17 protein-coding genes, 1 tRNA gene, 1 pseudogene and 1 other annotated feature are annotated in these 24557 nt (G+C 60.6%); of the genes and pseudogenes, 5 read left to right on the forward strand and 14 right to left on the reverse strand.

What is annotated here, in order from left to right; translation table 11 throughout:
- Positions 1-121 precede the first annotated feature (121 nt).
- The gene (locus tag V6L75_RS17190; RefSeq protein WP_334252708.1) at positions 122-2257 is read left to right on the forward strand and encodes a mechanosensitive ion channel family protein; all 2136 of its coding nucleotides are present in this window, start codon (positions 122-124) and stop codon (positions 2255-2257) included.
- Between the two features lie 81 nt (positions 2258-2338).
- Here V6L75_RS17190 and ettA read toward each other — a convergent pair whose 3' ends face one another.
- The 4 genes from ettA to V6L75_RS17210 form a co-directional block, all read right to left on the reverse strand.
- Positions 2339-3988 carry an energy-dependent translational throttle protein EttA gene (gene ettA / locus V6L75_RS17195; RefSeq protein WP_334252709.1) on the reverse strand — a complete coding sequence of 550 codons (1650 nt, stop codon included), beginning with the start codon at positions 3986-3988 and terminating at the stop codon, positions 2339-2341.
- A 729-nt stretch (positions 3989-4717) separates the two neighbouring features.
- On the reverse strand, positions 4718-5128 hold the full coding sequence (locus V6L75_RS17200) for a hypothetical protein (RefSeq protein ID WP_334252710.1): 411 nt from the start codon (positions 5126-5128) through the stop codon (positions 4718-4720).
- A gap of 491 nt (positions 5129-5619) precedes the next feature.
- Positions 5620-6951 (reverse strand): NAD(P)/FAD-dependent oxidoreductase, encoded by a 1332-nt coding sequence (locus V6L75_RS17205; RefSeq protein ID WP_334252711.1) that lies wholly within the window; start codon positions 6949-6951, stop codon positions 5620-5622.
- Positions 6952-6954: 3 nt separating this feature from the next.
- Positions 6955-8274 carry an NAD(P)/FAD-dependent oxidoreductase gene (locus tag V6L75_RS17210; protein WP_334252712.1) on the reverse strand — a complete coding sequence of 440 codons (1320 nt, stop codon included), beginning with the start codon at positions 8272-8274 and terminating at the stop codon, positions 6955-6957.
- 247 nt (positions 8275-8521) lie between these two features.
- Between V6L75_RS17210 and V6L75_RS17215 the strand changes: the two genes are divergently transcribed.
- Positions 8522-9469: a polysaccharide deacetylase family protein gene (locus V6L75_RS17215; RefSeq protein WP_334252713.1), complete on the forward strand. Its 948-nt coding sequence runs from the start codon at positions 8522-8524 to the stop codon at positions 9467-9469.
- Between the two features lie 230 nt (positions 9470-9699).
- Here V6L75_RS17215 and V6L75_RS17220 read toward each other — a convergent pair.
- Both V6L75_RS17220 and V6L75_RS17225 read right to left on the reverse strand, forming a co-directional pair.
- Positions 9700-10973 (reverse strand): annotated as a pseudogene (locus tag V6L75_RS17220) (IS3 family transposase).
- Positions 10578-10694: a sequence feature (AL1L pseudoknot), on the reverse strand. (Overlaps the previous pseudogene by 117 nt.)
- Positions 10974-11510: 537 nt before the next feature.
- Positions 11511-12431, reverse strand: coding sequence for a cation diffusion facilitator family transporter (locus V6L75_RS17225; RefSeq protein ID WP_334252714.1), 921 nt, complete (start codon positions 12429-12431; stop codon positions 11511-11513).
- Positions 12432-13306: 875 nt separating this feature from the next.
- On the opposite strand from V6L75_RS17225, the gene V6L75_RS17230 reads away from it, so the two are divergent.
- The gene (locus tag V6L75_RS17230; RefSeq protein ID WP_334252715.1) at positions 13307-14980 is read left to right on the forward strand and encodes a BCCT family transporter; all 1674 of its coding nucleotides are present in this window, start codon (positions 13307-13309) and stop codon (positions 14978-14980) included.
- Between the two features lie 165 nt (positions 14981-15145).
- Here V6L75_RS17230 and V6L75_RS17235 read toward each other — a convergent pair.
- A tRNA-Ile gene (locus V6L75_RS17235) sits at positions 15146-15221 on the reverse strand.
- A gap of 208 nt (positions 15222-15429) precedes the next feature.
- On the opposite strand from V6L75_RS17235, the gene V6L75_RS17240 reads away from it, so the two are divergent.
- The gene (locus V6L75_RS17240; RefSeq protein ID WP_334252716.1) at positions 15430-16221 is read left to right on the forward strand and encodes an SIMPL domain-containing protein; all 792 of its coding nucleotides are present in this window, start codon (positions 15430-15432) and stop codon (positions 16219-16221) included.
- Positions 16222-16324: 103 nt separating this feature from the next.
- Here V6L75_RS17240 and V6L75_RS17245 read toward each other — a convergent pair whose 3' ends face one another.
- The 5 genes from V6L75_RS17245 to V6L75_RS17265 form a co-directional block, all read right to left on the reverse strand.
- On the reverse strand, positions 16325-16912 hold the full coding sequence (locus tag V6L75_RS17245; RefSeq protein WP_334252717.1) for a GNAT family N-acetyltransferase: 588 nt from the start codon (positions 16910-16912) through the stop codon (positions 16325-16327).
- A 159-nt stretch (positions 16913-17071) separates the two neighbouring features.
- Entirely contained in the window at positions 17072-18172 is a 1101-nt protein-coding gene (locus V6L75_RS17250; protein ID WP_334252718.1) for an NAD(P)/FAD-dependent oxidoreductase, read from the reverse strand.
- A 63-nt stretch (positions 18173-18235) separates the two neighbouring features.
- Positions 18236-18652, reverse strand: coding sequence for a ketosteroid isomerase-related protein (locus V6L75_RS17255; RefSeq protein WP_334252719.1), 417 nt, complete (start codon positions 18650-18652; stop codon positions 18236-18238).
- A gap of 131 nt (positions 18653-18783) precedes the next feature.
- The gene (locus V6L75_RS17260; protein WP_334252720.1) at positions 18784-19173 is read right to left on the reverse strand and encodes a DoxX family protein; all 390 of its coding nucleotides are present in this window, start codon (positions 19171-19173) and stop codon (positions 18784-18786) included.
- Positions 19174-19296: 123 nt separating this feature from the next.
- Entirely contained in the window at positions 19297-20199 is a 903-nt protein-coding gene (locus V6L75_RS17265) for a LysR family transcriptional regulator ArgP (protein WP_334252721.1), read from the reverse strand.
- Positions 20200-20298: 99 nt separating this feature from the next.
- On the opposite strand from V6L75_RS17265, the gene V6L75_RS17270 reads away from it, so the two are divergent.
- Positions 20299-20898, forward strand: a complete 600-nt coding sequence (locus V6L75_RS17270) for a LysE/ArgO family amino acid transporter (RefSeq protein ID WP_334252722.1) — start codon at positions 20299-20301, stop codon at positions 20896-20898.
- Between the two features lie 29 nt (positions 20899-20927).
- On the opposite strand, the gene V6L75_RS17275 is transcribed toward V6L75_RS17270, so the two are convergent.
- Together V6L75_RS17275 and V6L75_RS17280 are read right to left on the reverse strand one after the other, a co-directional pair.
- Positions 20928-22274 (reverse strand): DUF930 domain-containing protein, encoded by a 1347-nt coding sequence (locus V6L75_RS17275; protein ID WP_334252723.1) that lies wholly within the window; start codon positions 22272-22274, stop codon positions 20928-20930.
- A 219-nt stretch (positions 22275-22493) separates the two neighbouring features.
- Positions 22494-24308, reverse strand: coding sequence for a hypothetical protein (locus tag V6L75_RS17280; RefSeq protein ID WP_334252724.1), 1815 nt, complete (start codon positions 24306-24308; stop codon positions 22494-22496).
- Positions 24309-24557: the final 249 nt, after the last annotated feature.

Below are 24557 nucleotides of genomic sequence, written 5' to 3' on the forward strand. Positions count from 1 at the left end.
CCGCACCTCTTTCTCTGGCCTGAATGCGATGCTGTTGCGGGTTTTTCTGGTTCTGGCTGCATGCACTGCCACAGGCAGCGCACCGGCGCAGACGGCCCCCTCTCCTGCACAGCAAGGCCTCATGTCCATGGACATGAGCCAGACGATGAACGAGAGTTTCCAGCTGCGTGGCGCCGTTCGCGAGCTTGTGGCCGCAGCTCCCCATCTGCCGGACGAGCTGATGGCCACGCTGCGCGGCGTGTCACCGGATGCCTCACTGACATGGCTATGGAATGCGCTCGCTGTGCTGGCCATCGCCCTCATCGCCGGCATCGTGGTTCAGCTGCTCTTCCGGCATTGGGCCAAGACAGTGTATCTCACCCGCTTTGCTCCGGAACCGGAAACCCGCGCAGGCCGCATCGCCTTTCTGCTGGGGCGCGGCTTCGTCATGTCCCTTGAGACCATTGTCTTTCTGGTCACGGCCTGGCTGACGGCAGTCCTTCTGCATGAAGACATGGCCGCCGCACGCGCCACCGTGCAGACAGGTCTCCTCGCCTATACCGCCTGGCGCGTGATCCGGCTGGTGCTTTTCAACATCCTGGCGCCGGACAATGCCTCATACCGCATGCTGACAATGGATGATGCGTCCGCCGCAAGCCTCTACAATGCCCTGCGCGCCGGTCTTGGAATGTCGATCCTGATCATTTCCCTGTCCGTCTTGATGGCCAAGCTGGGCCTTGGCGAGCAGAGCCACAAGCTGGCGCTGATCATCTCGGCGGCGGCATCGACGCTCATCCTCTCCGGCATCGCCATCATCTGGCGCAAGAGCGTGGCTGCAGCAATCGAAGGTTCCCGCCCGGCAGATGGGGATGGCCACATCTCTCCCGCGCTGCATTTCGTGGCCCGTGTCTGGCACATGGCCGCCGTTGTCTACTTTCTCTTCGCCTTTGGTGCGTCCAGCATCCGCATCCTGCTGGACCAGCCCTTCTCCTCAGGTCTTGTCGGCGCCCCGGTCATCGCGCTTGTGGCGGCACTGATGCTGCACGGGCTGCTGCTCCTTCTCATCGACCGGCTGCTGCCGCGCCTCGATACCCGCAAGGCCAAGGCAAGCCTGATGCAGGACCTAGCCCGCGCCGAAACAGCCGCAGGCGAGGCACCCGACGCAGGTGCAAATGCCTCGCAGGCCGAAGCCGAGGCGCTGGAGGCCGAGTCCGCCCGCGCGCCTTACCGCGATCTCTTCGACCATGGCGCAGGCATTCTCACGCTCGTCTTCTCGGCCTGGCTGCTGCTGCGCACATGGGGGATCTCGATCATGGACGACTCGTCCATTCTCGGTAACCTGATCGAAGTCGCCATTGTCGCCTTCCTCGGTTACATGGCCTATCAATCCGTCGAGATCGCGGTGGCCCAGACCATCCGGCGCGACATGCAGCGGATTGCTCCCGGCGCGCAGGAAGCCGGAGAGATCGAGATTGGCGGCACCGGCGACAGCCGCCTTTCAACCTTGCTGCCGATCTTCCGCAACTTCCTGCTGATCACGATCGTGGTCATTTCCGCCATGCTGATCCTGTCGCAGATCGGCATCGACATCGCCCCGCTCTTTGCCGGTGCAGGTGTCGTCGGTCTTGCCATCGGCTTTGGTGCCCAGACGCTGATCCGGGACATCTTCTCCGGCGCCTTCTATCTGATCGACGACGCCTTCCGCAAAGGCGAGTACATCGACATCGGCAGCGCCAAGGGCACAGTGGAAAAGATCTCCATCCGGTCCATGCAGCTGCGCCATCACAGGGGCGCACTGACGACCGTGCCCTTCGGCGAAATCAAGCACGTGCAGAACTTCTCGCGTGACTGGGCCATCATGAAGCTTGCTTTCCGCGTCACCTATGACACGGACACCGAAAAGATGCGCAAGATCATCAAGAAGTTTGGGCAGGAGCTGCTGAATGATCCCTACTACGGACCAATGTTTCTTGATCCACTGAAATCCCAGGGCATTCTCTCCATGGAAGACTCGGCCATGATCGCCCGCGTCAAGTTCACCTCCCGCCCCGGCAAGCAGTTCGAGCTGCGCAAGGTGATCTATGCCGGGCTGCAGGACCTGTTCGAGAAGAACGGCATCCGCTTTGCTCACCGGGAAGTCACTGTCCGCGTTGCCGATGCTGACGGCCGCCTGCTGCCCGCCCCCACTCCGGCCCAGATCGCAGGCGCTGCAGCAGGGGCACATGCAGGAATTCTTGCGGCGGAGGCGGGTGCTCCTGCACAGGATTCACAGCCGTAGGCCCAGCCAAACAAAAAATCCCCGGACCGTCGGCCCGGGGATTTTCTTTTCGCAAAACCGCAGCTTGAGGCTGCTGAAGCCTCAGCGCGTCAGCGGCTTGTACTTGATGCGGCTCGGATCGGCGGCATGGGCGCCGAGGCGGCGGACCTTGTCCTTCTCGTAGTCCTCGAAGTTGCCCTCGAACCATTCCACATGGCTGTCGCCTTCAAAGGCGAGCATGTGGGTGGCAAGGCGGTCGAGGAACATGCGGTCGTGCGAGATGACCACGGCGCAACCGGCATAGTTTTCCAGCGCGTCTTCGAGGGCGGCCAGCGTCTCGGTGTCGAGGTCGTTGGTCGGCTCGTCAAGCAGCAGAACGTTGGCGCCCTGCTTCAGCACCTTGGCAAGGTGCACGCGGTTGCGCTGACCACCGGAGAGGTCGCCCACCTTGGCCTGCTGAGCCGGGCCCTTGAAGTTGAACGACGAGCAATAGGCGCGGGAGTTGATCTCCTTGCCATCGAGATAAATGATCTCGTTGCCGTCGGAGATTTCTTCCCAGACCGTCTTGTTCGGGTCCAGCTTGTCGCGCGACTGGTCCACATAGCCCAGATGCACGGTCTCGCCGATGATGACTTCACCGCTGTCCGGCTTTTCCTGACCGGTGAGCATCTTGAACAGGGTGGTCTTGCCCGCGCCGTTCGGCCCGATAATGCCGACGATGCCGCCGCGCGGCAGCTTGAACGACAGGTCCTCGATGAGCAGGCGGTCGCCGAAGCCCTTGGAGACGTTCTTCACCTCGATGACGTTGGCGCCGAGGCGCTCGCCCACCGGAATGAGGATCTGCTCGATGCTCGGCATGCGGGTTTCCTGTGCCGCCACCAGATCCTCATAAGCGCGGATACGCGCCTTGGACTTGGTCTGGCGGCCCTTCGGCGACATGCCCATCCACTCGCGCTCACGGGCAATGGCCTTGGAGCGGGCCATGTTCTCGCGCCCTTCCTGCTCCATACGCTTGGTCTTCTTCTCCAGATAGGCGGAGTAGTTGCCCTCGTAGGGAATGCCCTGGCCGCGGTCCAGCTCCAGAATCCAGCCGGTGACGTTGTCGAGGAAGTAGCGGTCGTGGGTGATGATCAGCACCGAGCCCTTGAACTCGCGCAGGTGGCGCTCCAGCCAGTGAACGGTTTCAGCGTCCAGATGGTTGGTCGGTTCGTCGAGCAGCAGCAGGTCCGGCTCGCTCAAGAGCAGCTTGCACAGCGCCACGCGGCGGCGCTCACCGCCCGAGAGGTTGTCCACCGGGCTGTCGGAGGGCGGGCAGCGCAGGGCTTCCATCGCCATCTCGACCTTGCTCTCAAGGTTCCACAGATCTTCCGCGTCGATGATGTCCTGCAGCTTCGAGCCTTCCTCGGCGGTCTCGTCCGAGTAGTTCATCATCAGCTCGTTGTAACGGTCGACAATCGCCTGCTTGTGGGCGACACCTTCGAGCACGTTTTCCAGAACGGTCTTGCTCTCGTCGAGCTTCGGCTCCTGCGGCAGGTAACCGACCTTGGCCCCTTCAGCGGCCCAGGCCTCACCGGTGTATTCCTTGTCGAGACCAGCCATGATCTTGAGCAGGGTCGACTTACCGGCACCGTTAGGGCCGAGAATACCGATCTTGGCATCCGGGTAAAACGACAGGTGAATGTTGTCGAGAACCTTCTTGCCGTTATAGGCCTTGCTGAGGCCATGCATGTGATAGATGAACTGGCGCGCCATGGGGCCTCGCATCTCCGTTTTGGAATTGTGCCGGGAATCTGATCGACAATTGATCGAAACTGGCCGCCCTTTTACGCCATGCAGCGGGCCGGGGCAATGGCTGGCGGCAAACCCGGTGGGGCACGCAGCCCTTACCCTCGCACGCAACGCGAACCAAAGCTCTCCCTGGCGCCACGGAACCTCCGCAAATCCGGAGAGCGTCACAGCGGGACAGGGCATCTGATCACGCTCGCAAGGCCTTGCGGCATCCCCGGCCTTCGCGCCGGGGTCCACTCGTTTGCAGAGCTGCGCGATTACCGGAGGCATTTAGGCCACCAGATCTGCGCGAGCCTTCACGCCGGGGCCTGCCCTCACCGCTCTGCAAGCGAGTAGCCCCCGGATCTCCGCTCCGCTTTGTCCGGGGCGACGCGGAGGGGATGGCGGAGGTGAAGAGCCATCCACCAACTCCGCGCCGCCCCCGCCTTGAGCGGGGACCTGTCAGGAACGCAAGGCCTAGCGGCATCCTCGGCCGTCACCCCGGCCTGCGCGCCGGGGTCCACTCGTTTGCAGAGAAGCGCTATTGTGGGAGGCATTCAGGCCACAGGACCTGTGCAAGCCTTCACGCCGGGGCCTGCCCTCACCGCTCTGCAAGCGAGTAGCCCCCGGATCTCCGCTGCGCTTCGTCCGGGGCGACGCGGTGGGGGGAATATGCCCCTAACAAAACTGAACATGAGAAACATAATCAATAAATCAATCAACAAAACCAAGCCTTTTCCGCAGAATATTAATAGCACCATCTATAATACTCGCCTCACGACCACGTCGATCCAAAGATGAATATTTAAATTTAGTATAAACAAGACCCCAATAATCATCAAAATTTGGATCTCGATACAAAGCTTCCTCAACCTCAAATCTAGTAAACTTAAACAAGAGATCTAACCGATGAAAGTAATCCAAGATCATTATCAACGCATCAGACAATGACATTGAACCATCGCCACCCAAATAATTATTCATTCTCGCTTCAAATATCTGCGACCATTCAATCACCTCCCTCAAAGCACCAAATGTATCACCATCAAAATAAGAGGACTCTTCAATTATAACATCTATCGGACCTCTTGGTGGTTCCGGCCTCGAAGTATGATCCTCGCTCATCAAAAATTTAAAGACACATGTCAAATATTCATGAACATCAGAAATCGCATGTAAAATCCTTGAACGACCCGAGATTTGCCTTCTCATTAGCGCCATAGTGACTTGGCTTCTCTGGTCTTTTATCTAAAACCAAAGGAGAACTGCACCTACTCCGGCTGCAACAGTTGCAAAGATCCCCGCAAGCAACGTCTGCCAAGTGTAAAGGAAGCACGACACCTCGCTCCCCTTACAAGCCTCCGGCACCTTGATCACATCCGGCCCAAACCACATGCCGAACATCACACCGAGTGCGAGGCCAGAGAGCACTCCGATCAGCGCCGACCCGGCATGCCAGCCCGCCCCAAAACCACTATCCTTCATGCCTGCCCCCATAAATCCACAACCAAGGATATCCGGATTCCCGGCAGTGTTTGAAGCGGGGATGACGCCGGCTTGCGCTGCGCACGCCAGCCAACCCACAGGAAGCAGGCTGGGGACAGCCTTTCAGCCCCTCAGCTCCAGCGGTCCTTCAGCCCGTACCACCAGTAGGCCATCTGCAGGTAGTGGCGGCGCAAGGCGGGCAGCGGGAAACGGCGCAAGGGCGTGTGGACCGGCAGCGGCAGCTGCCAGGGGGAGCGGGCCTCCAGCGCCAGTTCCGCCGCCAGCGCGCCCGCGTAGGAGCCCATGGCGACGCCGTTGCCGTGATAGGCGAGCGCTGCAAAGACCCCGGGCCATGCCGGAATAGGGCCGATATAAGGATTGAGATCGAGCGCCAGGCATACACGCCCGGACCAGTGGTGCGTGGCTTCCACATGGGCAAGCGCCGGGAACAGCCGGTCGAAGCCCTCACGGATGGCAAGGCGCAGCCGCGCTTCTTCCCCAGCCGTGCCAAAGATGCCGCCGCGCATGCCGAACAGCATCCGCCCGTCCGGCAGCAGGCGGAAGTAATGCAGCAGCGTGCGGGCATCGGAGGCCATCACCGGGCTGGTCCAGCCCTGTGTCACCATCTCCAGGCCTGTCAGCGGCCGGGTGACCATGACATTGGACAACACCGGCAGCAGCCGCCCTTCCAGCCAGGGCAGCAAGGTTTCATCCGTATAGCCATTGCTGGCAAGGATCACCCGGCGGGCATGGACGGTGCCCTTCGGCGTATCCAGCCGCCAGCGGCCCAGCTCCGGCCGGATAGCCGTCACCGGCGAGCGGGCAAAGATCGGTTGCCCAGCCTCCCGCAGCGCCCTTGCAAGGCCCCGCACATATTTCAGCGGATGGAGGCCAAAGCCATGGGGATAGAACAGCCCGCCGCAGGTGCCTGCCGCCCTCAGCCCCCTCGCCTCCAGTGCCGTTTCATCCAGCATCTGCGTGCCAAGGCCGAAGCGGGCATTGACGAAGGCCCCTTCCTCTTCCAGCCCCTTCAGGGCAGAGCGCTTGTGCGCCAGCACCACCTCGCCACTGCCGGAACGGTCCGCATGAATGGAATGGGTTTCGAGCAGTGCCGCGACATGATCAATCGCCTCGCGCTGCATGTGGGAGAAGCGCTCGGCCTCCCTTGCGCCATAGCGTTGCACCATGTCTTCGGAAGAGAGCTTTGAGCCGCCCAGGCAGCAGAAGCCGCCGTTGCGCCCCGAGGCGCCAAAGCCCACATGGTGCCGGTCCAGCACCACGGTAGACGCGCCCAGCGCCTGTGCCCGCAAGGCCGCGTTGAGGCCAGTAAAGCCCGCACCGATGACGGCCAAATCCACCGCCAGCGCCTCTTCCAGCTCCGGATCCGCATGATCATACGGGGCGGCACCGGCAGCGCTGTCTTCCCAGTAACTGCCGGTGGGTCCGCCGCCGTCTGTCTGCATGGTTCAGAACCCAAGCCGGTCGCGCAGGGAGAACCAGGTCATCGCCAGCACCAGCAGCGGGAAGCGGAAGCGCGAGCCGCCAGGGAAGGAGGGCACCTTGATCCGCTCGAACACCTCGAAACGCCCGGTCTGTCCGCTGATGGCCTCGCCGATCAGCCGCCCCGCGAGGCAGGCCATCGCTACACCGTGGCCGGAATAGCCCGAAGCAGTGATCACATTGGGCGAAAGCCTTGCAAAGAAGGGCATGCGCTTGGGTGTGATCGCCAGCGTGCCGCCCCAGCCATAATCAATGCCGATGTCCGCCAGCTGCGGAAACACCTTGCTCATGGGCTTGCGCACGAAGGCGGCAATGTCCGAAGGGAAGCGGTAGCCGTAATTCTCGCCGCCGCCGAACAGCAGGCGGTGATCGTCACTCATGCGGAAATAATTGATGACGAACTTGCTGTCCGCCACCGCAACGCCGCCGCGGATCAGCGATTGCGCCCGCTCTGCGCCAAGAGGCTCCGTGGCGATGATGTAATTGTTGATCGGCATGACACGGGCAGACACCTTCGGCTCCAGCCGGCCCAGATAGCCGTTGCAGGCCAGCACCATGTGGCTGGCGGTGACCTCACCGGCCTCCGTCTTCACCAGGACGCGGGAGGGGCTGTGCGTGTAACCGGTCACCCTGCTGCGTTCGAAAATGCGCGCGCCGGCAGCCTCTGCCGCAGCGCCAATGCCCAGCGCAAAATTCAGCGGATGCAGGTGCCCTGCCCCCCGGTCGAGGATGCCGCCGTGATAGAGCGGGCTCGCCAGCCGCTGGCGCACCGCATCGCGCCCCAGCACCTCGTTGCCCTCATAGCCGTAGACCTGTTCCAGATGCCGGGCATAGTCCGCATGGTCTTTGGCGATATCGGGACGGTGATCGACATAGAGAATGCCGGGCCGGTAGCCGCAGTCAATGGCATGATCGCGGATCAGGTCATGCACCACGGCCTTGGATTCCTCGGCCAGATCCCACAGCAGCCGAGCATCGGATTTGCCAAGCATATCCTCAAGCGTGATCTGGTCGAGCCGCTGGCCGGAGCCCACCTGCCCGCCATTGCGCCCCGAAGCGCCCCAGCCGATCCGGTTCGCCTCCAGCACCACCACCGAGTGGCCGGACTGCGCCAGCGAAAGCGCAGCCGAAAGCCCGGTGAACCCCGCGCCAATCACCACCACATCCGCCTGCACGGAACCTTCCAGCACCGGGTGATCACTGCGCCGCTTCGCGGTTGCAGCATACCAGGACGCGGGGTGATGCCCCGGGCGGTCATTGGCGGTCAGAAGATCAAGCTGCTGCAAACTGAAGACCCCGGCTGGCACATCCGCACCCCTCCTGCCCTCGAAGGTGCAGCGCAACCGTAAGACAGGCAGACGCCCTTGTGAAGCTTGCCATTAAGGCATGAGGGAAGAAAAAGTGCGGCGGGGACCCGAGCAGCAAACCCCATTTGGAAATCCAGCTGCGCGATTGCCCGGCCCTTGTCTATCCTGGTGGACTCGCGCACAGATGGAGCAGCCCTTTTGACAAGGCCATTTCATGATGCCTCACGTGCAGCCACTTACCATTATCATGTATCACTACATCCGCGATTTCACGCGGACACGTTATCCAGGGATAAAAGGGCTGGATCTGGCTGGCTTCCGGCGTCAGCTGGACTATCTTCAATCACGCCACACCATCGTCCGGGTGCGCGATGTAGTGGCGGCTCAACGCGGCGAGAGCGGCTTGCCGGCTGATGCGGCGCTGCTCACCTTTGACGATGCCTACGCAGAGCATTACGCGCTGGTCTTTCCCGAGCTTTACGAACGCAAGCTGGAAGGCGCATTCTTCGCGCCTGTCGATCCGGTCTGCCATGGAAAACTGCTGGATGTGAACCGGATCCACTTCATTCTCGCAGCCAATGCGGCACAGGGCGGGGATCCGGAAGAGATATCAGCGAAGCTGGATGCAGCTTTGCGGGAGGCGGAGGCCGGATGGAATCTGGAACCTGTCGAGGCCTACCGGGCGCAATGGGCTCATCCGAACCGGTTTGATGACGCCGAAACGATCTATATCAAGCGGATGCTGCAAACCGCTCTGCCCGAGGCGCTGCGCCACAGGATTGCCGTGGACCTGTTCGCCCATTTCGTTTCGATGGATGAAGCGGCCTTTGCGGGCGAGCTCTACATGAGCGAACAGCAGGCCCGGCTGATGCAGGGTTGCGGCATGTATTTCGGCTCCCACGGAGCATCTCACCACTGGCTTAACCGCGTTCCGCGTGAAATCCAGGAAGCAGAAGTTGACCGGAGCCTTGAATTCCTGCGCCGCATAGGCTCACCGGTCGATGATCATTGGGTGATGTGCTACCCCTATGGCGGCTGGAATGAGGGCCTGCTCGACGTTCTCAGAGACCGCAATTGCACCCTGGGGCTGACGACGGAAGTGGCAACAGCTTTGATTAATCAACACGACCCGCTGCTGCTGCCACGGTTCGACACCAACGATTTCCCGCGCTGAGTTTCAGTTCACGAACCGTCATGCCACGGCATCCAGTGCTGATGCATCACGCCTTGAAGCAGCTCAGACGCCGCACAGGCTTTGCGAGCTGTCGAGGTGTCCAGCTCATCGGAGCTGATATCAGTTCCGATGAGCTACCGGCGCCTGATTAGGCCGGTCCTGATCACTGTCTGCCCTGTAAAGGTGTGGCGCGGCCTCAGTGCCAAAGGCCTTCCAGCACAGTTTGATCGTTACGTTGAACCGCGCCGGGTTTGCCGGAGGCTGATTTTCGTTGGTTGCGCGGCCATGGGCTCGGTTTCCAGAGCTGCGTAGAAGTTGGCTTCGGCTTCTGCGGGCGGGATGTTCCCGATGGGCTCGAGGAGGCGGCGGTTGTTGAACCAGTCCACCCATTCGAGGGTTGCGTATTCCACCGCCTCGAGGCTGCGCCACGGGCCACGGCGGTGGATGACCTCGGCTTTGAAAAGACCGTTGATCGTCTCAGCCGGCGCCTTGTCATGGCTGTCGCCGATGCTCCCGACAGAGGGTTCGATGCCCGCGTCGGCCAGTCGCTCGGTGTATTTGATGGACAGATATTGGCTGCCTCTGTCGCTGTGGTGGACCAGTCCCCCATGCCCTTTCCGGGCCGGCGATCATGCACCGCCTGCTCCAGGGCATCGAGGACGAAGCCTGCATGCGCCGAGGGGCTAACGCGCCAGCCGACGATGCGGCGGGCATAGGCGTCGATGACGAAGGCGACATAGACGAAGCCTCTCCACGTCGCGACATAGGTGAAGTCTGATACCCAAAGCCTGTTGGGCGCTGGCACGCGGAACTGACGGTTCACTTTATCCAGCGGACACGGTGCCTTCTTGTCCGGGACCGTCGTGCGATGCGGCTTGCCCCGGATAATGCCTTGAATGCCTAGGTCCTTCATCAATCTCGCGACTGTGCAGCGCGCGGCATCGAAGCCCTCGCGGCCAAGCTGCCGCCAGACCTTCCGGACACCGTAAACCCGCCAGTTCTCTTCGAAGACCCGAAGGATCTCGGGGCGCAGAGCCTCATCCCGGCGCACACGGTCCGACAGCTGCGCCGGATCGGCCCGCTTGGCCAGATGTTCATAATAGGTGGCCGGGGCAATCGGCAGCACACTGCAAATCGGCTCGGCCCCGTGCGCATACCGATGCGCGTCAATGAAACCCACCATCACTTCGACCGGAGGTCGAGCTCCGCCATCGCCAAATACGCGCTGGCCTTGCGCAGGATTTCGTTCGCCTGGCGCAACTCGCGGTTCTCTCTACAGCGCCTTCATCCGCTCGGCCAGCTCAGTCGGGATGCCGGCGCGCTTGCCGCTGTCGACCTCGGCCCTCTTGACCCAGTCATTCAGCGTATGCGCCGAGCAGCCGATCTTTGCGGCAATCGACACGATGGCCTGCCAGCGCGCCCCGTGCTGGCCTTCGGTGTCCAACACCAACCGCACAGCGCGTTCGCGCACCTCAGGGGAAAACTTGTTCGTTGTCTTGCTCATGATGCTCCATCCTACTCAGGAGTTGGAGCCTCCGGAAAACCCGGCGCGGTTCAATACGCTCGAAAACCGCTCTAAGTGGACAGCTTATAGAGCAAGGCGAAATCAAGTTTTTACAGTCAAATTAAAATACGAAATAATTCAAAATTTGGTCAGGGGATTTATTCTCATAATAATTGAAGGCTTTCCGAAACCGGAGGCTCCGGCATTAAAGCGCACCTTGGCCTGATCCCCGTCTCGAACACAAATGGAACTTGGGATATTATTGCAGAAATTGAGGTTTCGACCATGTCTGAACTCAATTAAGTTATTTCAACGGTGCGGGCCATCGCCAGCGTCGCACGAAGTGGGACGTTCATCATGCTCGGGTCTGCATAAGCAATGCCCCAATTTTCACCATGCGCGGCGCGACGTCTGCCCAGCCAATAACTGGCCTTTCAAGCGCGGCCAATGCCCTCCGTTGCCAATGCAGAGCAGAGGGCAGCTGCCACAAGAATCCTGTTATGCGTTACTGCCAGTACGGCGCGCGCAGCACCGTGCCTATACGGCCCATTCTTCGTCCGTGGTGAACACGATTGTCAGCCAGCGATCGTGCCCTTCGCCGCCAAGCTCCCGTCCAACTTCGTCACGGATTGCGTCCCATTCCTCAAGGCGCCGTGCCGGCCAGTTTTGTGGCACGATGAAGAAGAGTTCGATCTGACGGCCACGCCCGACGCGAGCGACATAGGAGTAATGCGAGGAGAAGCCGAATTTTTGGACAGTGGCGATCGCAACCTTGTCCACATGCTGCTTCAACTCGGGGGGCGTCACTAGCAGGATATCCAACAGGGCCTGCTTCACATTCGCTAAAGGCATTGGAATAATGATAAGGCACACCAATGCCAAAATGCCTGGATCCGTGTAAGGTGCAAGCCATGCATATTTGGTCTGCAGCAGCATGTAGCCTGCAACGAAAGCAACACAGAGCGCAGCACTCAACATCGCGCTCATGAACCACCCCTTGGCATCGAGTGCGACGAAGGCGGACTTCAACGTGCGGTTCTTGCGGCTTACAAACCATGCCATGGCAAGTGCTACTGCGAATGTCACGAACGTGACGGCGATGGCGTAATCGAACGCGATCAGGCGCCCGCCCTCCTTCAGACTGTCGACCGCATTAATCAGCGCGTAGAATGCAGCGCCTATCAACAAGGTTCCGGTAAGGCCTAGAACAATAGGTTCCAGATGCCAAAACCCCATTGTGAACCGCTCGACCAGTTTTCCCTCCGGCTTTGGCTGTGCTGATGCAGCAATCAATCGAGCCACTGACAGTGCCAGAACAGTCATGAATGCATCGGTAAGCGAATAAATACCATCAAAAACAACTGCAAATGAACCTGAATATAGACCAGCGCCAATGCCGCAGAAGGCCAATGCGATGGTTGCAACGATCGAAAGCTTCAAAAGAGATTGCTCGGTCATAATATTTCTTCTTCTCTAAAAATGCACCCGGAGCCCGCAAGCTAATTTATTACCTCAATATCGTTTCCTGCCTGCAACCTTTCAGAGCCGTTTGATTATGAACTATTCTTGCAGGAGTGAAATTTCTTGGAGTTTCAAACGCTCACATTCGTAGAAGAACGCATCCAATACACCGAATTTCGCCCATTGTCATCCGCTTCTATCTAATTTTAATGTTCGGGAAATAGCATGTTATTTCGAAAGAAGTCTGAAACCATCCAAAGCTCAGTACCATTACGCTGCAAGCCTAGACCGGTGGCATCTCGAAGCTCTTCAGTTGAATAGGTTCTCGATGAGCGGATCGTTGGCTCCGGCCACCACCTCTTGCGGAACACGTGAGTACTGATCATCGCGAGCTGCACTTTGGAGGGATCTCTGGATCAACAAGAGCCTGTACAACCTCGTCCCGAAGTCACGATGCCTTCAACCCGGCCCAGCGTCGCCGTCCCTCGAGTTACTCGAGTAACTCGCCCAGAGCCTCCATGCATTTTGATTGCCGCACAGAGGCTGGGACACATGTTTGCATCAATCTTCGCCGATTCCGGCAAACATGAGCTTCAAAGGTTCAAGAACCGGAACTTTCGGTGAGAGTGAAGCGTTACCCGAACTCCGTTTGCTTTCACCGCCGGCGCGTCCTGTTCCCGCATGAGCGCGGGACCGATTGCATCGCCTGACAATATGCAATCGATCACTGCAGAGCCAGATCCCGGCGTATTTGTCATAGAACCGGCTATGGAAAACCGGGTCATATGATGTAAAGTCAAACACTGAAGCATCTCCTGAACCCTGGAGGAGTATCGGGCACATGTCATGACGCCCAAATCTGAAGGAAGACAATGACAGAAGAAACAGAAAAGCCAGTCAGCGAAATCGATATCGACACCCAAACCGAGAGTGAGCCTATCCCTGAGCCAGAGGGAGAGACCGAGATCATTGAAACAGACTATGAAATCGGTCAGGATAATTTCACAAGTTCTTGGAAACTGGAATTCGACATTCATCAGGTGGTTTTCACCGTGTCCGCGCTCGGCATTGTGGCTTTCACCTTCCTCACGCTGGCTTATCAGAGCGAGCTGGAACCCGTATTCGTCGGCGTTCGCAACTGGTTGACCAGCTCTCTCGACTGGTTCTTTCTACTCTCGGGCAACGTCTTTGTTCTGCTTTGCCTGTTCCTGATCGTGTCGCCGCTTGGCAAGGTGCGTCTCGGCGGCCCCGACGCTACCCCCACCTACAACTATGTCGGCTGGTTCTCTATGCTGTTTGCTGCGGGCATGGGCATTGGCCTGATGTTCTATGGCGTATCCGAGCCGATCAGCCATTTCGAAGCTGCCCTGGGCGGTGTCACGGTTGACGGGAACGGACTGCGGACAGACTGGGCCCCTCTTCAGGGCGCTCAAGGCAACGAGGCTGAAGCTATGCGCCTTGGCATGGCGGCTACCATCTTCCACTGGGGTCTGCACCCCTGGGCCATCTATGCCGTTGTGGCGCTGTCACTGTCGCTGTTTGCCTATAACAAGGGCCTGCCGCTGACCTTGCGCTCCTGCTTCTACCCGATCTTCGGTGAAAGGGTGTGGGGCTGGCCGGGACACATCATCGACATTCTCGCCATCTTTGCCACCATCTTCGGCCTCGCCACCTCACTGGGCATCGGCGCGCAGCAATCCGCCGCCGGTCTGAACTTCCTGTTCGGCATCCCCACTGAAGACCCCACGCTTGTGACCCTGATCATCATCATCACAGCCATCGCGCTGTTCTCGGTGGTGGCAGGCCTCGATGCAGGTGTCAAAAGGCTTTCCGAAATCAACATGGCGCTTGCGGCCATCCTGCTCCTGTTTGTGGTCGCATTTGGCCCGACAACACAGATCATCTCCGATTTCTTCCAGAACGTGGCCGCCTATGGCGAGTATCTGCCGGCCCTGGCGATGCCGTTTGGCCGTGAGGACCATAATTTCGCCTCCGGCTGGACTGCCTTCTACTGGGCATGGTGGATCAGCTGGTCTCCCTTCGTGGGCATGTTTATCGCCCGGGTCAGCCGGGGCCGCACGGTGCGCGAGTTCCTGATCGCGGTGCTGATCGTGCCGACGGTCCTGTCGATCCTGTGGATGACGGCGATGGGCGGCACGGCGATCAGCCAGATTGTTCACGACGGCTTCACCGGCGCGAAAGATGCTGCACTGGAACTGAAGCTGTTCGAGATGCTGACGCAACTGCCCTTTACCGGACTGACTTCTCTCGTCGGGATCATTCTGGTGGTGGTCTTCTTCATCACCTCCTCGGATTCCGGCAGTCTTGTGATCGACACCATCGCTGCAGGCGGCAAGGTGAATGCGCCCACGCCGCAGCGGGTGTTCTGGGCCAGCTTCGAGGGCTTTCTCGCCGTTGCCCTGCTGCTTGGCGGCGGATTGGCCGCGTTGCAGGCAATGGCTGTCTCGACAGGCCTGCCGTTCACCATCGTGCTTCTGGGCGCCTGCTATTCGATCGTGCGCGGCCTGATGAACGAGCCTCGGTAACGGCCAGACAAACAGCCGGAGCGGTATCGCCGCCGCTCCGGCATCCTGTCATCCAATGGAAGCCGCAGCTGAGCGGAGGATGACCGAAGCACCAAAGGCACGGACAAGTGCCGGTCCGGCCAGCACTGGCACCCCAAGAGCAAACGCCGGTTTTCGTTGAAAAAATGGTGGGCCCGGAGGGACTCGAACCCCCAACCAATCCGTTATGAGCGGACGGCTCTAACCATTGAGCTACAGGCCCTTGCCCGTCGTGCAGGCAGGTGTGAGGTATACCAGCGCAGGCGGAGGCTGCAAGTGTCTTGAGAGCGGAATATGCGCATGTTTCCGCCACGAATTCCTGTCAGAGATGTCCGCACAACCGGACACACGCGCAAGTGCATGCCTTGCGCCTGCCGCAATTGCGGGCAAGTGTCTGTTTGCCTTTTGGTTCTCAAGGGATTTTTTCATCCATGACCTTGCATTCGCTCCCCCTCCGCCCGGTTTCGTCCCGTCCCCTCGCCGCCGTCCGTGCAGCGGCCCTGGCGCTCGTTCTGCCGCTTGGGCTTGCTGCCTTCACAGCGGCCCTCACCCCTGCCTTCGCACAGGAAGCAGCCGTCAAGAGCGAACGCTTCATTACGGTGCAAGGGTTTGGGTCCATCAGCGCCGTACCGGACAAGGCCACCCTCTCGGGCGGCGTGACCACCGACGCCGAAACCGCAGCCGATGCACTCGCCAGAAACTCTGCCGCGCTCAACGCGGTGCTGGCAGCCCTGAAGGATGCGGGCGTCGCGGCCAAGGACATCCAGACCAGCAACTTCTCGATCCAGCCGCGCTATGGCGACTACTCCAAGTCCAGCCCGTCCGGCCTGCCGAAGATCGAGGGCTATCAGGTGTCCAATACGGTCAGCGTGCGGGTGAACGATCTTGCAAGACTCGGGCCGCTGCTGGACACCATGGTTTCCTCTGGCTCCAACACTATCAACGGCATCAACTTTGAAGTCAGCGGCGCCAACGAGAAGCGCGATGCTGCCCGTGAGGCCGCCGTTGCAGATGCCCGCCGCAAGGCAGAGCTCTTTGCCAAGGCCTCCGGCGCAAAGCTCGGCCGGGTGATGTCCATGTCAGAGGGTGGAGAAGGTGGCGCGCGCCCGATGTACCGCATGGCGGCGATGGCCATGGAGGCAGCCCCCGCCCCGGCACCCGTCATGGCGGGCGAGGAAACGCTCTATGCGAGCGTCACCGTCGTTTACGAACTGGTGGACTGAAAGATAATGAGGCTCCGGCCGTTGCCGGAGCCTCAATTCTCTTGCGCACCGCCTCACCGTCCAAGCAAGGCAGGCCAGCGCTCTCAGGCGGGAAAAGGCTTTTTCACAGATACCGCAGCCACACCTGCATCGGCTTTTCGGTCTCCTCGGTGTCGCCCATGTCCTTCCAGGGAAAATAGACGGTAGCCCCTTCCAGCGGCTTGTAGCCGCGCTTGATCCAGAAGCCGTCGAGCGGGCGGTAGTCCGCCGGGCGGGCCGGGTGATCTGCCGGGCGCACCACGGTGCAGAAGCTCGCCTTGGCAAAGCCGAGTTTGCGGGCGTGGGCCTCGCGCTCGTCGAAGAAGCGGTGGCCGATGCCCTGGCCCCGGTACTGCGGCAGCAGAACGGATTCAGCCAGGTAGAAAATTTCCTTGAGGTTCAGCCCGCGGTCCTCGAAAGGCTGGCGGAACTGGATCACCTCTTGCGCCAGAGGCTCGCCGGTCGCCGCGCCAATGATGCGGTCCCCGTCAAAGGCGGCCACAATCAGGGCACCGGGCGTACCGGCATAACGGCTGATGTAACTGCGCTCATAGTCCATGGACCCGTCATAAAGATAGGGCCAGTCGCGGAAGACCTCGATGCGAAGCCTTGCCAGATCGTCCAATGCGTCCTGAAGTTCTCCTCCAGTCAGGCTCTTCACTGTGACCGGCATTTTCTCTCCCATGCATTTTATGGTCTGTTCTTGTTGCGCACACGATGCGGGCGCACACAGTAAAATCAACCCCCTTGATGGCATGAACAGCGTGTTGCAGATCTGCCATGCGGCAGGTGCAGGGCTTTCCTCACCGTAAGCCCTGGCCGCTGTAACACCTCAATCGCGCGCTTCCAGCCAGATGCGGGCGGTGTCCACATCCCCGGAAATCAGGCCTTCGGCGATCTTCTGCCCCACAACGGCCCCGAACTTGTAGCCATGGCCCGAGCAGGCCGAGACGATAACCGTCCGGCCATCCTCGCGGGCAAAGAAGTGATTGTCTGCCGTGAAGGTGTAGGCGCAGGTCACCACATCAGTGACCCGGTATTCACCGATGCGGCCAAAGGGCGGGGAAAAGTGATTGCGCAGGCGCTCGCCCTCGCCCGGCACGATGCCCCGGTTCTCGTCCGCATCCGGGTTCTTCACCTTGTGGATGCCGGCGCCAAACTTCAGCCCAGTGCCCGGCACCGGCGGCAACACATAGCCATCCACTTTGCCGCCGACGTCGAGAATGACGGGCGCCGCCTCCCATGATGCCTTCAGGTCTGCGGGCGGTTCAAGATAGACAACCGCTGTGCGGTAGGGAGCAAGATCAACCGCAAGTTCCGGGGCGAGCTTCAGCACCCAGGCCCCGGCGCTGATCACCACCCGGTCAGCACCGAACTCCTCTCCGCTTTCCAGAGTGACGCGGCCTGCGGCCCGGTCAACGGCCACCACCTTCGTGTGTTCCAGCAGCCTTGCGCCCTTCGCCAGCAGGAAGGCGCGCATGTCCGCGGCAATCTTCTGGCACAGCAGGACGCCGCCTTCCGGATGCACCGCCACGAAACGCAGGCCCTCTGGCGAGAGGAAAGGATAGCGGGCGCTTGCCTCCTGCGGGCTCATCTGGTCAAGGCTGTAACCAGCCTCCACCATGCCGCGCCAGTAGTCTTCGCCCTCATCGCCCTCTTCCTGCGAGATGACCATGAAGCCGGTGTCCACGAGGTGGCGGACGCCGAAGTCGTCCCACATCCCGTCCCACGCGGCATAGGCATCGCTGATGCGGCGCTGATAGCCGCCCTGCCCGCCGTAGGCGCGGCGGATGATGCGGTGCTGATCACCGGATGCGGAGAGCGGATTTGGGATCGGCCCCTGCTCGATCAGCGTCACCTCCACCCCGCGCTTGATGAGCGCCCAGGCCGTGGAAAGACCGGTGATGCCGGCGCCAACGATGATGACATGCATGGTCCCGCTCTCCTGCGGGCCCATGCCCGCACATCTGCGTGTGGGATGAGGCTCCGGCAGGCTTCAGGCGCCGACCTGGGCGATCCAGTCTTCCAGATTGTAATAGGTGGTGATGCGGGCGATCTTGCCGTCCTTGATGTCGAAGAAGGTGCCGGCCGGCAGGCGGTAAGTCTGACCGGCAGCTTCCGGCAGGCCTTCGTCGGTGCTGAGATAAGTGCCGTTGACGATGAATTCTGCCGCGGCACGCGTGCCGTCCTCGCTGGCGAAGATGACGATGTCCGTCAGCTCTTCCCTGTAGCAGCGGGTCATGTGTGCGTTGAACTCGGCGAAGAGCTTCTTGCCCGTGCGGCGGGAGCCCTGATTGACGTCATGGGCTACATCTTCGCTCACCATATCCAGCATGGCGTCCGTGTCCCCGCGGTTGAAGGCGGCGTAATAGGCAGTGATCAGGGCTTCAGTCTCGATGCGGGCAGAGGTCATGGCAAAACTCACGAGGACAGGATTCGACTGATCCATCTGAGCGCATCGGCCGGAGTTGCGCAAGATGGGCACAAACGCAAACGCCGCAGCACGGAGCTGCGGCGTTGCAAAACCAGGATGACGCGAAAGGCTCAACGTGCGCCGCGGATGGCGTCGATGCTCCAGCGCCCGCCGCCTGCTGCCGCAAGGTAGAGGAAAACAAAGCAGTAAAGCGCGGCGAGTTCACCGCCATTGACGATCGGATAGAAGCCCTTGGGATGATGCACGAGGAAATAGGCCACGGCCATGGTGCCGGAGGCGATGAAGGCAACCGGGCGGGTGAAGAGGCCAAGCACAAGCAAGGCACCGCCCACCAGCTCGATTACACCGGCCATACCCGGCAGGGTGGTAACGGACACACCACTCATCTGCGTGGCCGGTATGCTGAGAAACTTGGTGGTACCGTGCTGCAAGAAGAGAAGGCCGGACATGATGCGCAAGGCGCTCAGAAGGTCAGGCGAAAAGCTGGTGAGAAAACGCATGAATGCCTCGTGTGTATCTGACGAATGGCTTCCGGCCATTCTTCTGGAATCACGCATAACCGTTTCATATTCGGCATGCAAACGCATTCCTGAACGGCATTCTGTTCACGTTTTCGAGATGCTTTATTTAGCAGGTGCGAGCAGATAATCTGCCGCAGCGGCACGAACGGCTTGCGTCAGCCGCTGCAAACCCGGTGCGGCGGAGCGGCTGATATGCCAGTAGAGCGGCACGGTGAGCGGCGTGCCCGGCACCAGTTCCTCAAGGCGGCCGTCCATGAGATGCGCCCTGACCAGAGGCTCCGGATTCATGCCCCAGCCAAGGCCCGCCGCTGCGGCGTCAACAAAGGCATGGGTCGAGGCGATGTAGTGGGCGGGCAGCACCACATCCTGCCCGAGGGTCTGGCGCACCCATGCGGCCTGCAGCCCATCCTTCAGATTGTAGATCATGGCGGGCGCCCGGGAGAGACTTTGCACACTCACACCTTGAGAAAACCAGCGGCTCATGAATGCCGCGCTTGCCGTTGCCCGGTAAACCAAGCTGCCCAGTGGCACCACATCGCAGCCCTGCACCGGAGCCGGATCGGCGCTGACGGCGGCCCGCACCTCGCCCCGGCGCAGCCAGCCGGCACTATGGTCCTGATCATCGATCTGGAGATCGAACAAGAGGTCCCCCGCCCCTCGCATGGCCGCCACGAACCAGGTGGCGAGGCTGTCCGCGTTTACAGCTACCCGAACACCGGGCATGGAGCTGCCGCCTCCTTCTGGCAGGCTGCTGCCGATGTCCTGCCACAGGTCCTGCTCCAGCAGCGCCACGTCCTCCGCATGGCGGGCAAGGCGCTGACCGGCGGGCGTCGGCAGGCAGGGCTGGCCGCGCACCACCAGCACCGTGCCCAGCCGCTCTTCCAGCGCACGGATGCGCTGTGACACGGCGGAGGGCGTCAGATTGAGCTGACGCGCCGCCTTTTCAAAGCTGCCGAGCCGCAGCACCGCGGCCAGCGCCTGAAGATGGCTTGCCTCAAGACGCATTAGGATCTCTTCATCAGGATCAGAAACTTTAAGTTTTCTAATTCCGCGCATATCGCTAGTCAAACAGCAGCACGCGCCCTCACATCCCGGAGCCCTCCCTTGCTCACCGCCGCCCTTGCCGGTTTCCTTCTCTGCCTTGGTCTCATTGTTGCCATCGGAGCGCAGAATGCCTTCATCCTGCGGCAGGGGCTGAGGGGGGAGCATGTGTTCTGGGTGTGCCTCACCTGCGCCATCTGTGACGCCCTGCTGATCACGCTGGGCGTCACCAGCCTCAAGGCTATTTCCGCCGTGCTGCCGGGCATCGAGCCGGTTCTACGCTATGGCGGGGCGGCGTTTCTGCTGGCCTATGGGCTCCGGTCCATGCGCTCGGCCTGGCGCGGCGGCAATGCGCTGGATGCAGGCACCGGGCAAGCCGCATCACTGAAGGCGACGCTTGGCACGCTGCTGGCCATCACCTTCCTCAATCCGCATGTCTATCTGGACACGGTGATCCTGATCGGCTCCATCGCCACCAACTACCCCGGACATGAAGCCGCCTTTGCGGCAGGGGCAAGCCTTGGCTCCATCGTGTTCTTCTTCGCCCTCGGCTATGGCGCTAGGCTGCTGCGCCCGCTGTTTGCCAGGCCCGCGTCCTGGCAGGTGCTGGACGGGCTGATCGCCATGGTGATGACCGGGCTGGCGGTGAAGCTGGTAGTGTAACCCGCGCGCCCCGCCTAAGTTTCGCTGCCTCAATTGACCGGCAGGCGGCGCTTGGCCCAGTCGGCACGGGGCACCGGACCGCCCACTTCAAAGGCAAAGCTGACAACCCGCGTGATGCCGGCGTCGAGCTCGCAGCGCAGGGCGAGATTGTACCACTGCCCGCGCTCGCGGAAGGCTGTCTGCGGGGTCTGCAGCACAGTGCCGGAGGCCAGCCGGAACGACGGCAGCAGCTCAGGCACCCGCGGCGGATTGGAAAACAGCAGCTGGGCGCGCAATTCGGTCATACACAGCACATCTGCCCGCTCCTCCCGCGGCATGCCGCGTATGGCTGTCTGGGCGCGAATACCACCATTGCTGCGCGTCGAAAAAAGCTGCCGCGCCATGTTGAGCGGCACACCGCCCGCCACCACCTGCCCGGCGCCCCTGCCAGCCCCGACAGGCGGCTTGGGCTGGGGCGCGGCAAGCGCCACGATCGGGCCAACGGTGCCGAAATCTTCCGGCGCAGCTTCTGCCTCACCCGGTGCAGGGGAGGCGAGCTCCCCATCGGCAGCAACAGGCGCCTCAACGGCAGGGCCAGGTTCCAGCCCCGCTTCATCGGCAGCAGCTTCCGCCAGCGCGGCCAGCTCCGCCAGCGCATCAGCCTCTGCCGCCTGAGTCTCTGCTTCCGGCGCCGCCTCTGCCTCTTCCGTGGTCTCTTCGGTCCTCTGGTTTTCAGCCCCAGACTCTGGCCGAGACTCTGGCACGTCCTGCGGCTCAGCCTCGCCCTGCTTCTCCGGCTCGGTTTCGGGTGCCTCGGCGGCAGAGCCATCCAGCGACACTTCGGGGCCGGTGTCCTCCTCGCCAAACTCCGTCACCGGCTGCAGGACCGGATAGGGCTGCTGCGGTACCACAGGCAAGGGCGCCTCGGCCACCTGTGTCTGTTCGGGCTCTGGCTCGGGTTCAGGCTGCGCCTGCTCCGCTTCAGGGGCAGGCTCAGGGGCCTCTTCAACGGCCTCTTCCGGCGCGGGCTCTGGCACCGCTTCAGGTTCCGGTTCAGGCTCGGGCTCAACCGCTTCCGGCTCAGGGGCGGGCTCAGGCTCCGGAGCCACCTCCGGTTCTGGCTCTGGTTCTGGCGTTGCTTCCGGTTCGGGCTGCACCTCCTCCTGCGGCGGGGGCACCAGTGCCACCTCCACCACCTCGGGCTCAGGCGTCATGTCCGGAAACGGCAGGCTGACATTGGTGAAAAGCACCAGCGCCAGCAGCCCGTGCAGGGCAAGCGACAGCATCAGCGCCAGCGCCGGACCATCCCGGTCCTCACGCCCGCCCGCACCCGCCCTGCGCTCCGTGCCTCTGATCTTCTCTGCCGTGAGCTTGTCTGCCCTAACCTCTTGCTCCATGCCCCCTTCCTACCCGCTCCCGCAGGCAAAAGGGAGGCATGGCGTGCGGGGATGGATCATCTTTTTGGGAAGATGTGTCTGGCGGCAACTCGCAAGGTCAACCCACTCTCCGCGCCGTCCCGGCCTTGTGCCGGGACCTGTTATGGGCGCAGGAGCTTTGACTTCATACAAACAATTCCCCACGCATCAAGGCAGCATTCAGGGAATCACAATGCGTTGCTAATCCTGATCGCTATCAGACCTCTGACCGTCAGACTTCAGCCGGTCCACGACGTCCTTCGCATCCTTCAGGCTTTTGAACTGACCAGTAAGCAGGACAGCCAGAACGCCAACTGGACCGGTGAAATAGAACGCCACAACAGCAGGAAACGCACTGGCCGCAAACTTTTTAACGCCCTCGACGGAGCCAGAAATGGCGCCGTCATAGTGCAGTTTTCCAACGCGCAACGCTTCCCGGCCAGCGGGAGACAATACCTTGCGATAAACCGCACTGAGAAAGTTCCGCTTGATCAGGAGCGATCTCGCCAGCAGATCCCGCTTGACCTCTATATCAGCAGCATCGGCAATGTCTGCATCCAGCGCGGCAACAGCCTCTGCGGCGGCTTCGGTCATCACATGAGGATATTGCGCGCTCAACTCACGCGCCGAAGCAGAAATGACCGACAGTTCAGGCTGGACCTTGTCCTCCCGGCCCGCAATATCGATTGCGGCAATGTTGCGTTCCACCTCAGCAATAGCCGGAAAACACCCCTGCAGATCGTTGAGGGTCCCCACAACATCCAGCAGTTCGGAAACAGCATCGGGAAAGAGCTCTGCCTCAGCCCCAGCAGCACCATATGCTATCGCATCAGCCTCCAGAGAGCGACTGCGCGAGCGCAGCAAGGCCGGGTTCAGATCGCTAATTTGCTCCGGCAAAGAGTCCAGAAGGCGCGTCACAGACCGCATAACGCGGCCCGGCGCGTTGGCCCGCTTCAGCCGGTCTGCAAGTTCCTGCGTCTTCTCCCGGGCTTCGGACAACGTGGTTCCGGCAAAGCCCGGATCACGCGCCAGCTCCGAAAAAGGAAGCGCATCGATTGCGCCCTTCTCATTTTCACCAAACCGGAAATCAGCAGCAACCTGAATGAGATTTTCCTGAACTCCGTCGATTTCGTCGTCGCTGACGGGAGATTTAGCTACATTGCCCAGCCGTTCTGCCAGATCGCGCATGACTTCGTCAGGATGGCGTTCCCAGAAATCGTCTCCCTCTTTGGCGAGGGCCGACAGAACATCTTCTGCTTGGCTTCCAAGATTGGCAAACGGAGGATAGCCATCGCGCAGCTTTTGATAAAATTCATGGACCAGGAACCAATCCGGACCGAATGCCTCCAAAGCAGACTGAAAATCTCTCTCCCATTTAGAGACTGCAAGCGTTAAGAGGCCACTTGAAGAAATTGGGCTACTAATCGAACTCTCACGCCAAGCGCCAAGCATTAGAAATAGATTCTCTCGGATTTCGTCCCAAATGTAAGTACTGACACTCTCCCCCCTTATCAAAAAACTGGAAGTGGCTTGAGCAGCGCAGAAAGCTCCGAATGAAGCGGCAGAGGCACAAGTATCTCCGCTAATTGCCTCTAAGACAGTTATTGCACTGTAAGCGGCAGATGTCAGGACATAAGAAGCTACAAAATCAGTCGACAGGCCTGAAATAGCATTTTCAAGCTTAAACTCAGGACTTGCACCAGAGGCAACAACTTCAAAAGAAATAGAATTATAAATATTTAAGTCAATCGCCGAAAAAAATTCCTGAGAATATTTTACAAAATCGCCCTTATAAACTTGTGAAACATAGGAAAAAAGAACTGACCGAAAACAGGACAGCGTCAACCTTTGTCTTTTTTCTAAGTTTTCAGTTTGAAACACCGTGACCAACGGCATTACGCGCAGAGCACATCTGAATGCCAGAACTTGTGTCTCGGCAGCCGACCGTGTCATTAGATAGGCCTCCAGCGACGCCCTATCCCTGATCGCCTCAATTTCCGCCACGCTGCCAGCCATTCCGCCCCACCCCAAATCCATTCCGCCGTGCCCCAGCCTGCCAGTGGCAACACGCTAGATCATTGCTGATCAGGTTGCACAACCCGGTGGACGAGCGCAAGCAGCAAGAGCTTGCAGGGATTGTGGATTTTACACCCAGCACCAGTTCCTCCCCTCCACCTCACCATCGTCATCCCGGCCTTGAGCCGGGACCGGTGAGCCACGGCCTGCCGGCTCAGGTGCTCAAGAGCGCACAATCCGCGCCCCTGC

The sequence above is a fragment of the Pannonibacter anstelovis genome (assembly GCF_036881715.1).
GTDB lineage: Bacteria > Pseudomonadota > Alphaproteobacteria > Rhizobiales > Stappiaceae > Pannonibacter > Pannonibacter anstelovis.

What these genes read in the sequence shown, in the direction of transcription:
- ettA (WP_334252709.1), bottom strand. Translation starts at nt 3,988, where the DNA reads ATGGCGCGCCAGTTCATCTATCACATGCATGGCCTCAGCAAGGCCTAT.
- V6L75_RS17230 (WP_334252715.1), top strand. Translation starts at nt 13,307, where the DNA reads ATGACAGAAGAAACAGAAAAGCCAGTCAGCGAAATCGATATCGACACC.
- V6L75_RS17275 (WP_334252723.1), bottom strand. Translation starts at nt 22,274, where the DNA reads ATGGAGCAAGAGGTTAGGGCAGACAAGCTCACGGCAGAGAAGATCAGA.
- V6L75_RS17260 (WP_334252720.1), bottom strand. Translation starts at nt 19,173, where the DNA reads ATGCGTTTTCTCACCAGCTTTTCGCCTGACCTTCTGAGCGCCTTGCGC.
- V6L75_RS17245 (WP_334252717.1), bottom strand. Translation starts at nt 16,912, where the DNA reads ATGCCGGTCACAGTGAAGAGCCTGACTGGAGGAGAACTTCAGGACGCA.
- V6L75_RS17190 (WP_334252708.1), top strand. Translation starts at nt 122, where the DNA reads ATGTCCATGGACATGAGCCAGACGATGAACGAGAGTTTCCAGCTGCGT.
- V6L75_RS17205 (WP_334252711.1), bottom strand. Translation starts at nt 6,951, where the DNA reads ATGCAGACAGACGGCGGCGGACCCACCGGCAGTTACTGGGAAGACAGC.
- V6L75_RS17250 (WP_334252718.1), bottom strand. Translation starts at nt 18,172, where the DNA reads ATGCATGTCATCATCGTTGGCGCCGGCATCACCGGTCTTTCCACGGCC.
- V6L75_RS17280 (WP_334252724.1), bottom strand. Translation starts at nt 24,308, where the DNA reads ATGGCTGGCAGCGTGGCGGAAATTGAGGCGATCAGGGATAGGGCGTCG.
- V6L75_RS17200 (WP_334252710.1), bottom strand. Translation starts at nt 5,128, where the DNA reads ATGAGCGAGGATCATACTTCGAGGCCGGAACCACCAAGAGGTCCGATA.
- V6L75_RS17240 (WP_334252716.1), top strand. Translation starts at nt 15,430, where the DNA reads ATGACCTTGCATTCGCTCCCCCTCCGCCCGGTTTCGTCCCGTCCCCTC.
- V6L75_RS17265 (WP_334252721.1), bottom strand. Translation starts at nt 20,199, where the DNA reads ATGCGTCTTGAGGCAAGCCATCTTCAGGCGCTGGCCGCGGTGCTGCGG.
- V6L75_RS17255 (WP_334252719.1), bottom strand. Translation starts at nt 18,652, where the DNA reads ATGACCTCTGCCCGCATCGAGACTGAAGCCCTGATCACTGCCTATTAC.
- V6L75_RS17225 (WP_334252714.1), bottom strand. Translation starts at nt 12,431, where the DNA reads ATGACCGAGCAATCTCTTTTGAAGCTTTCGATCGTTGCAACCATCGCA.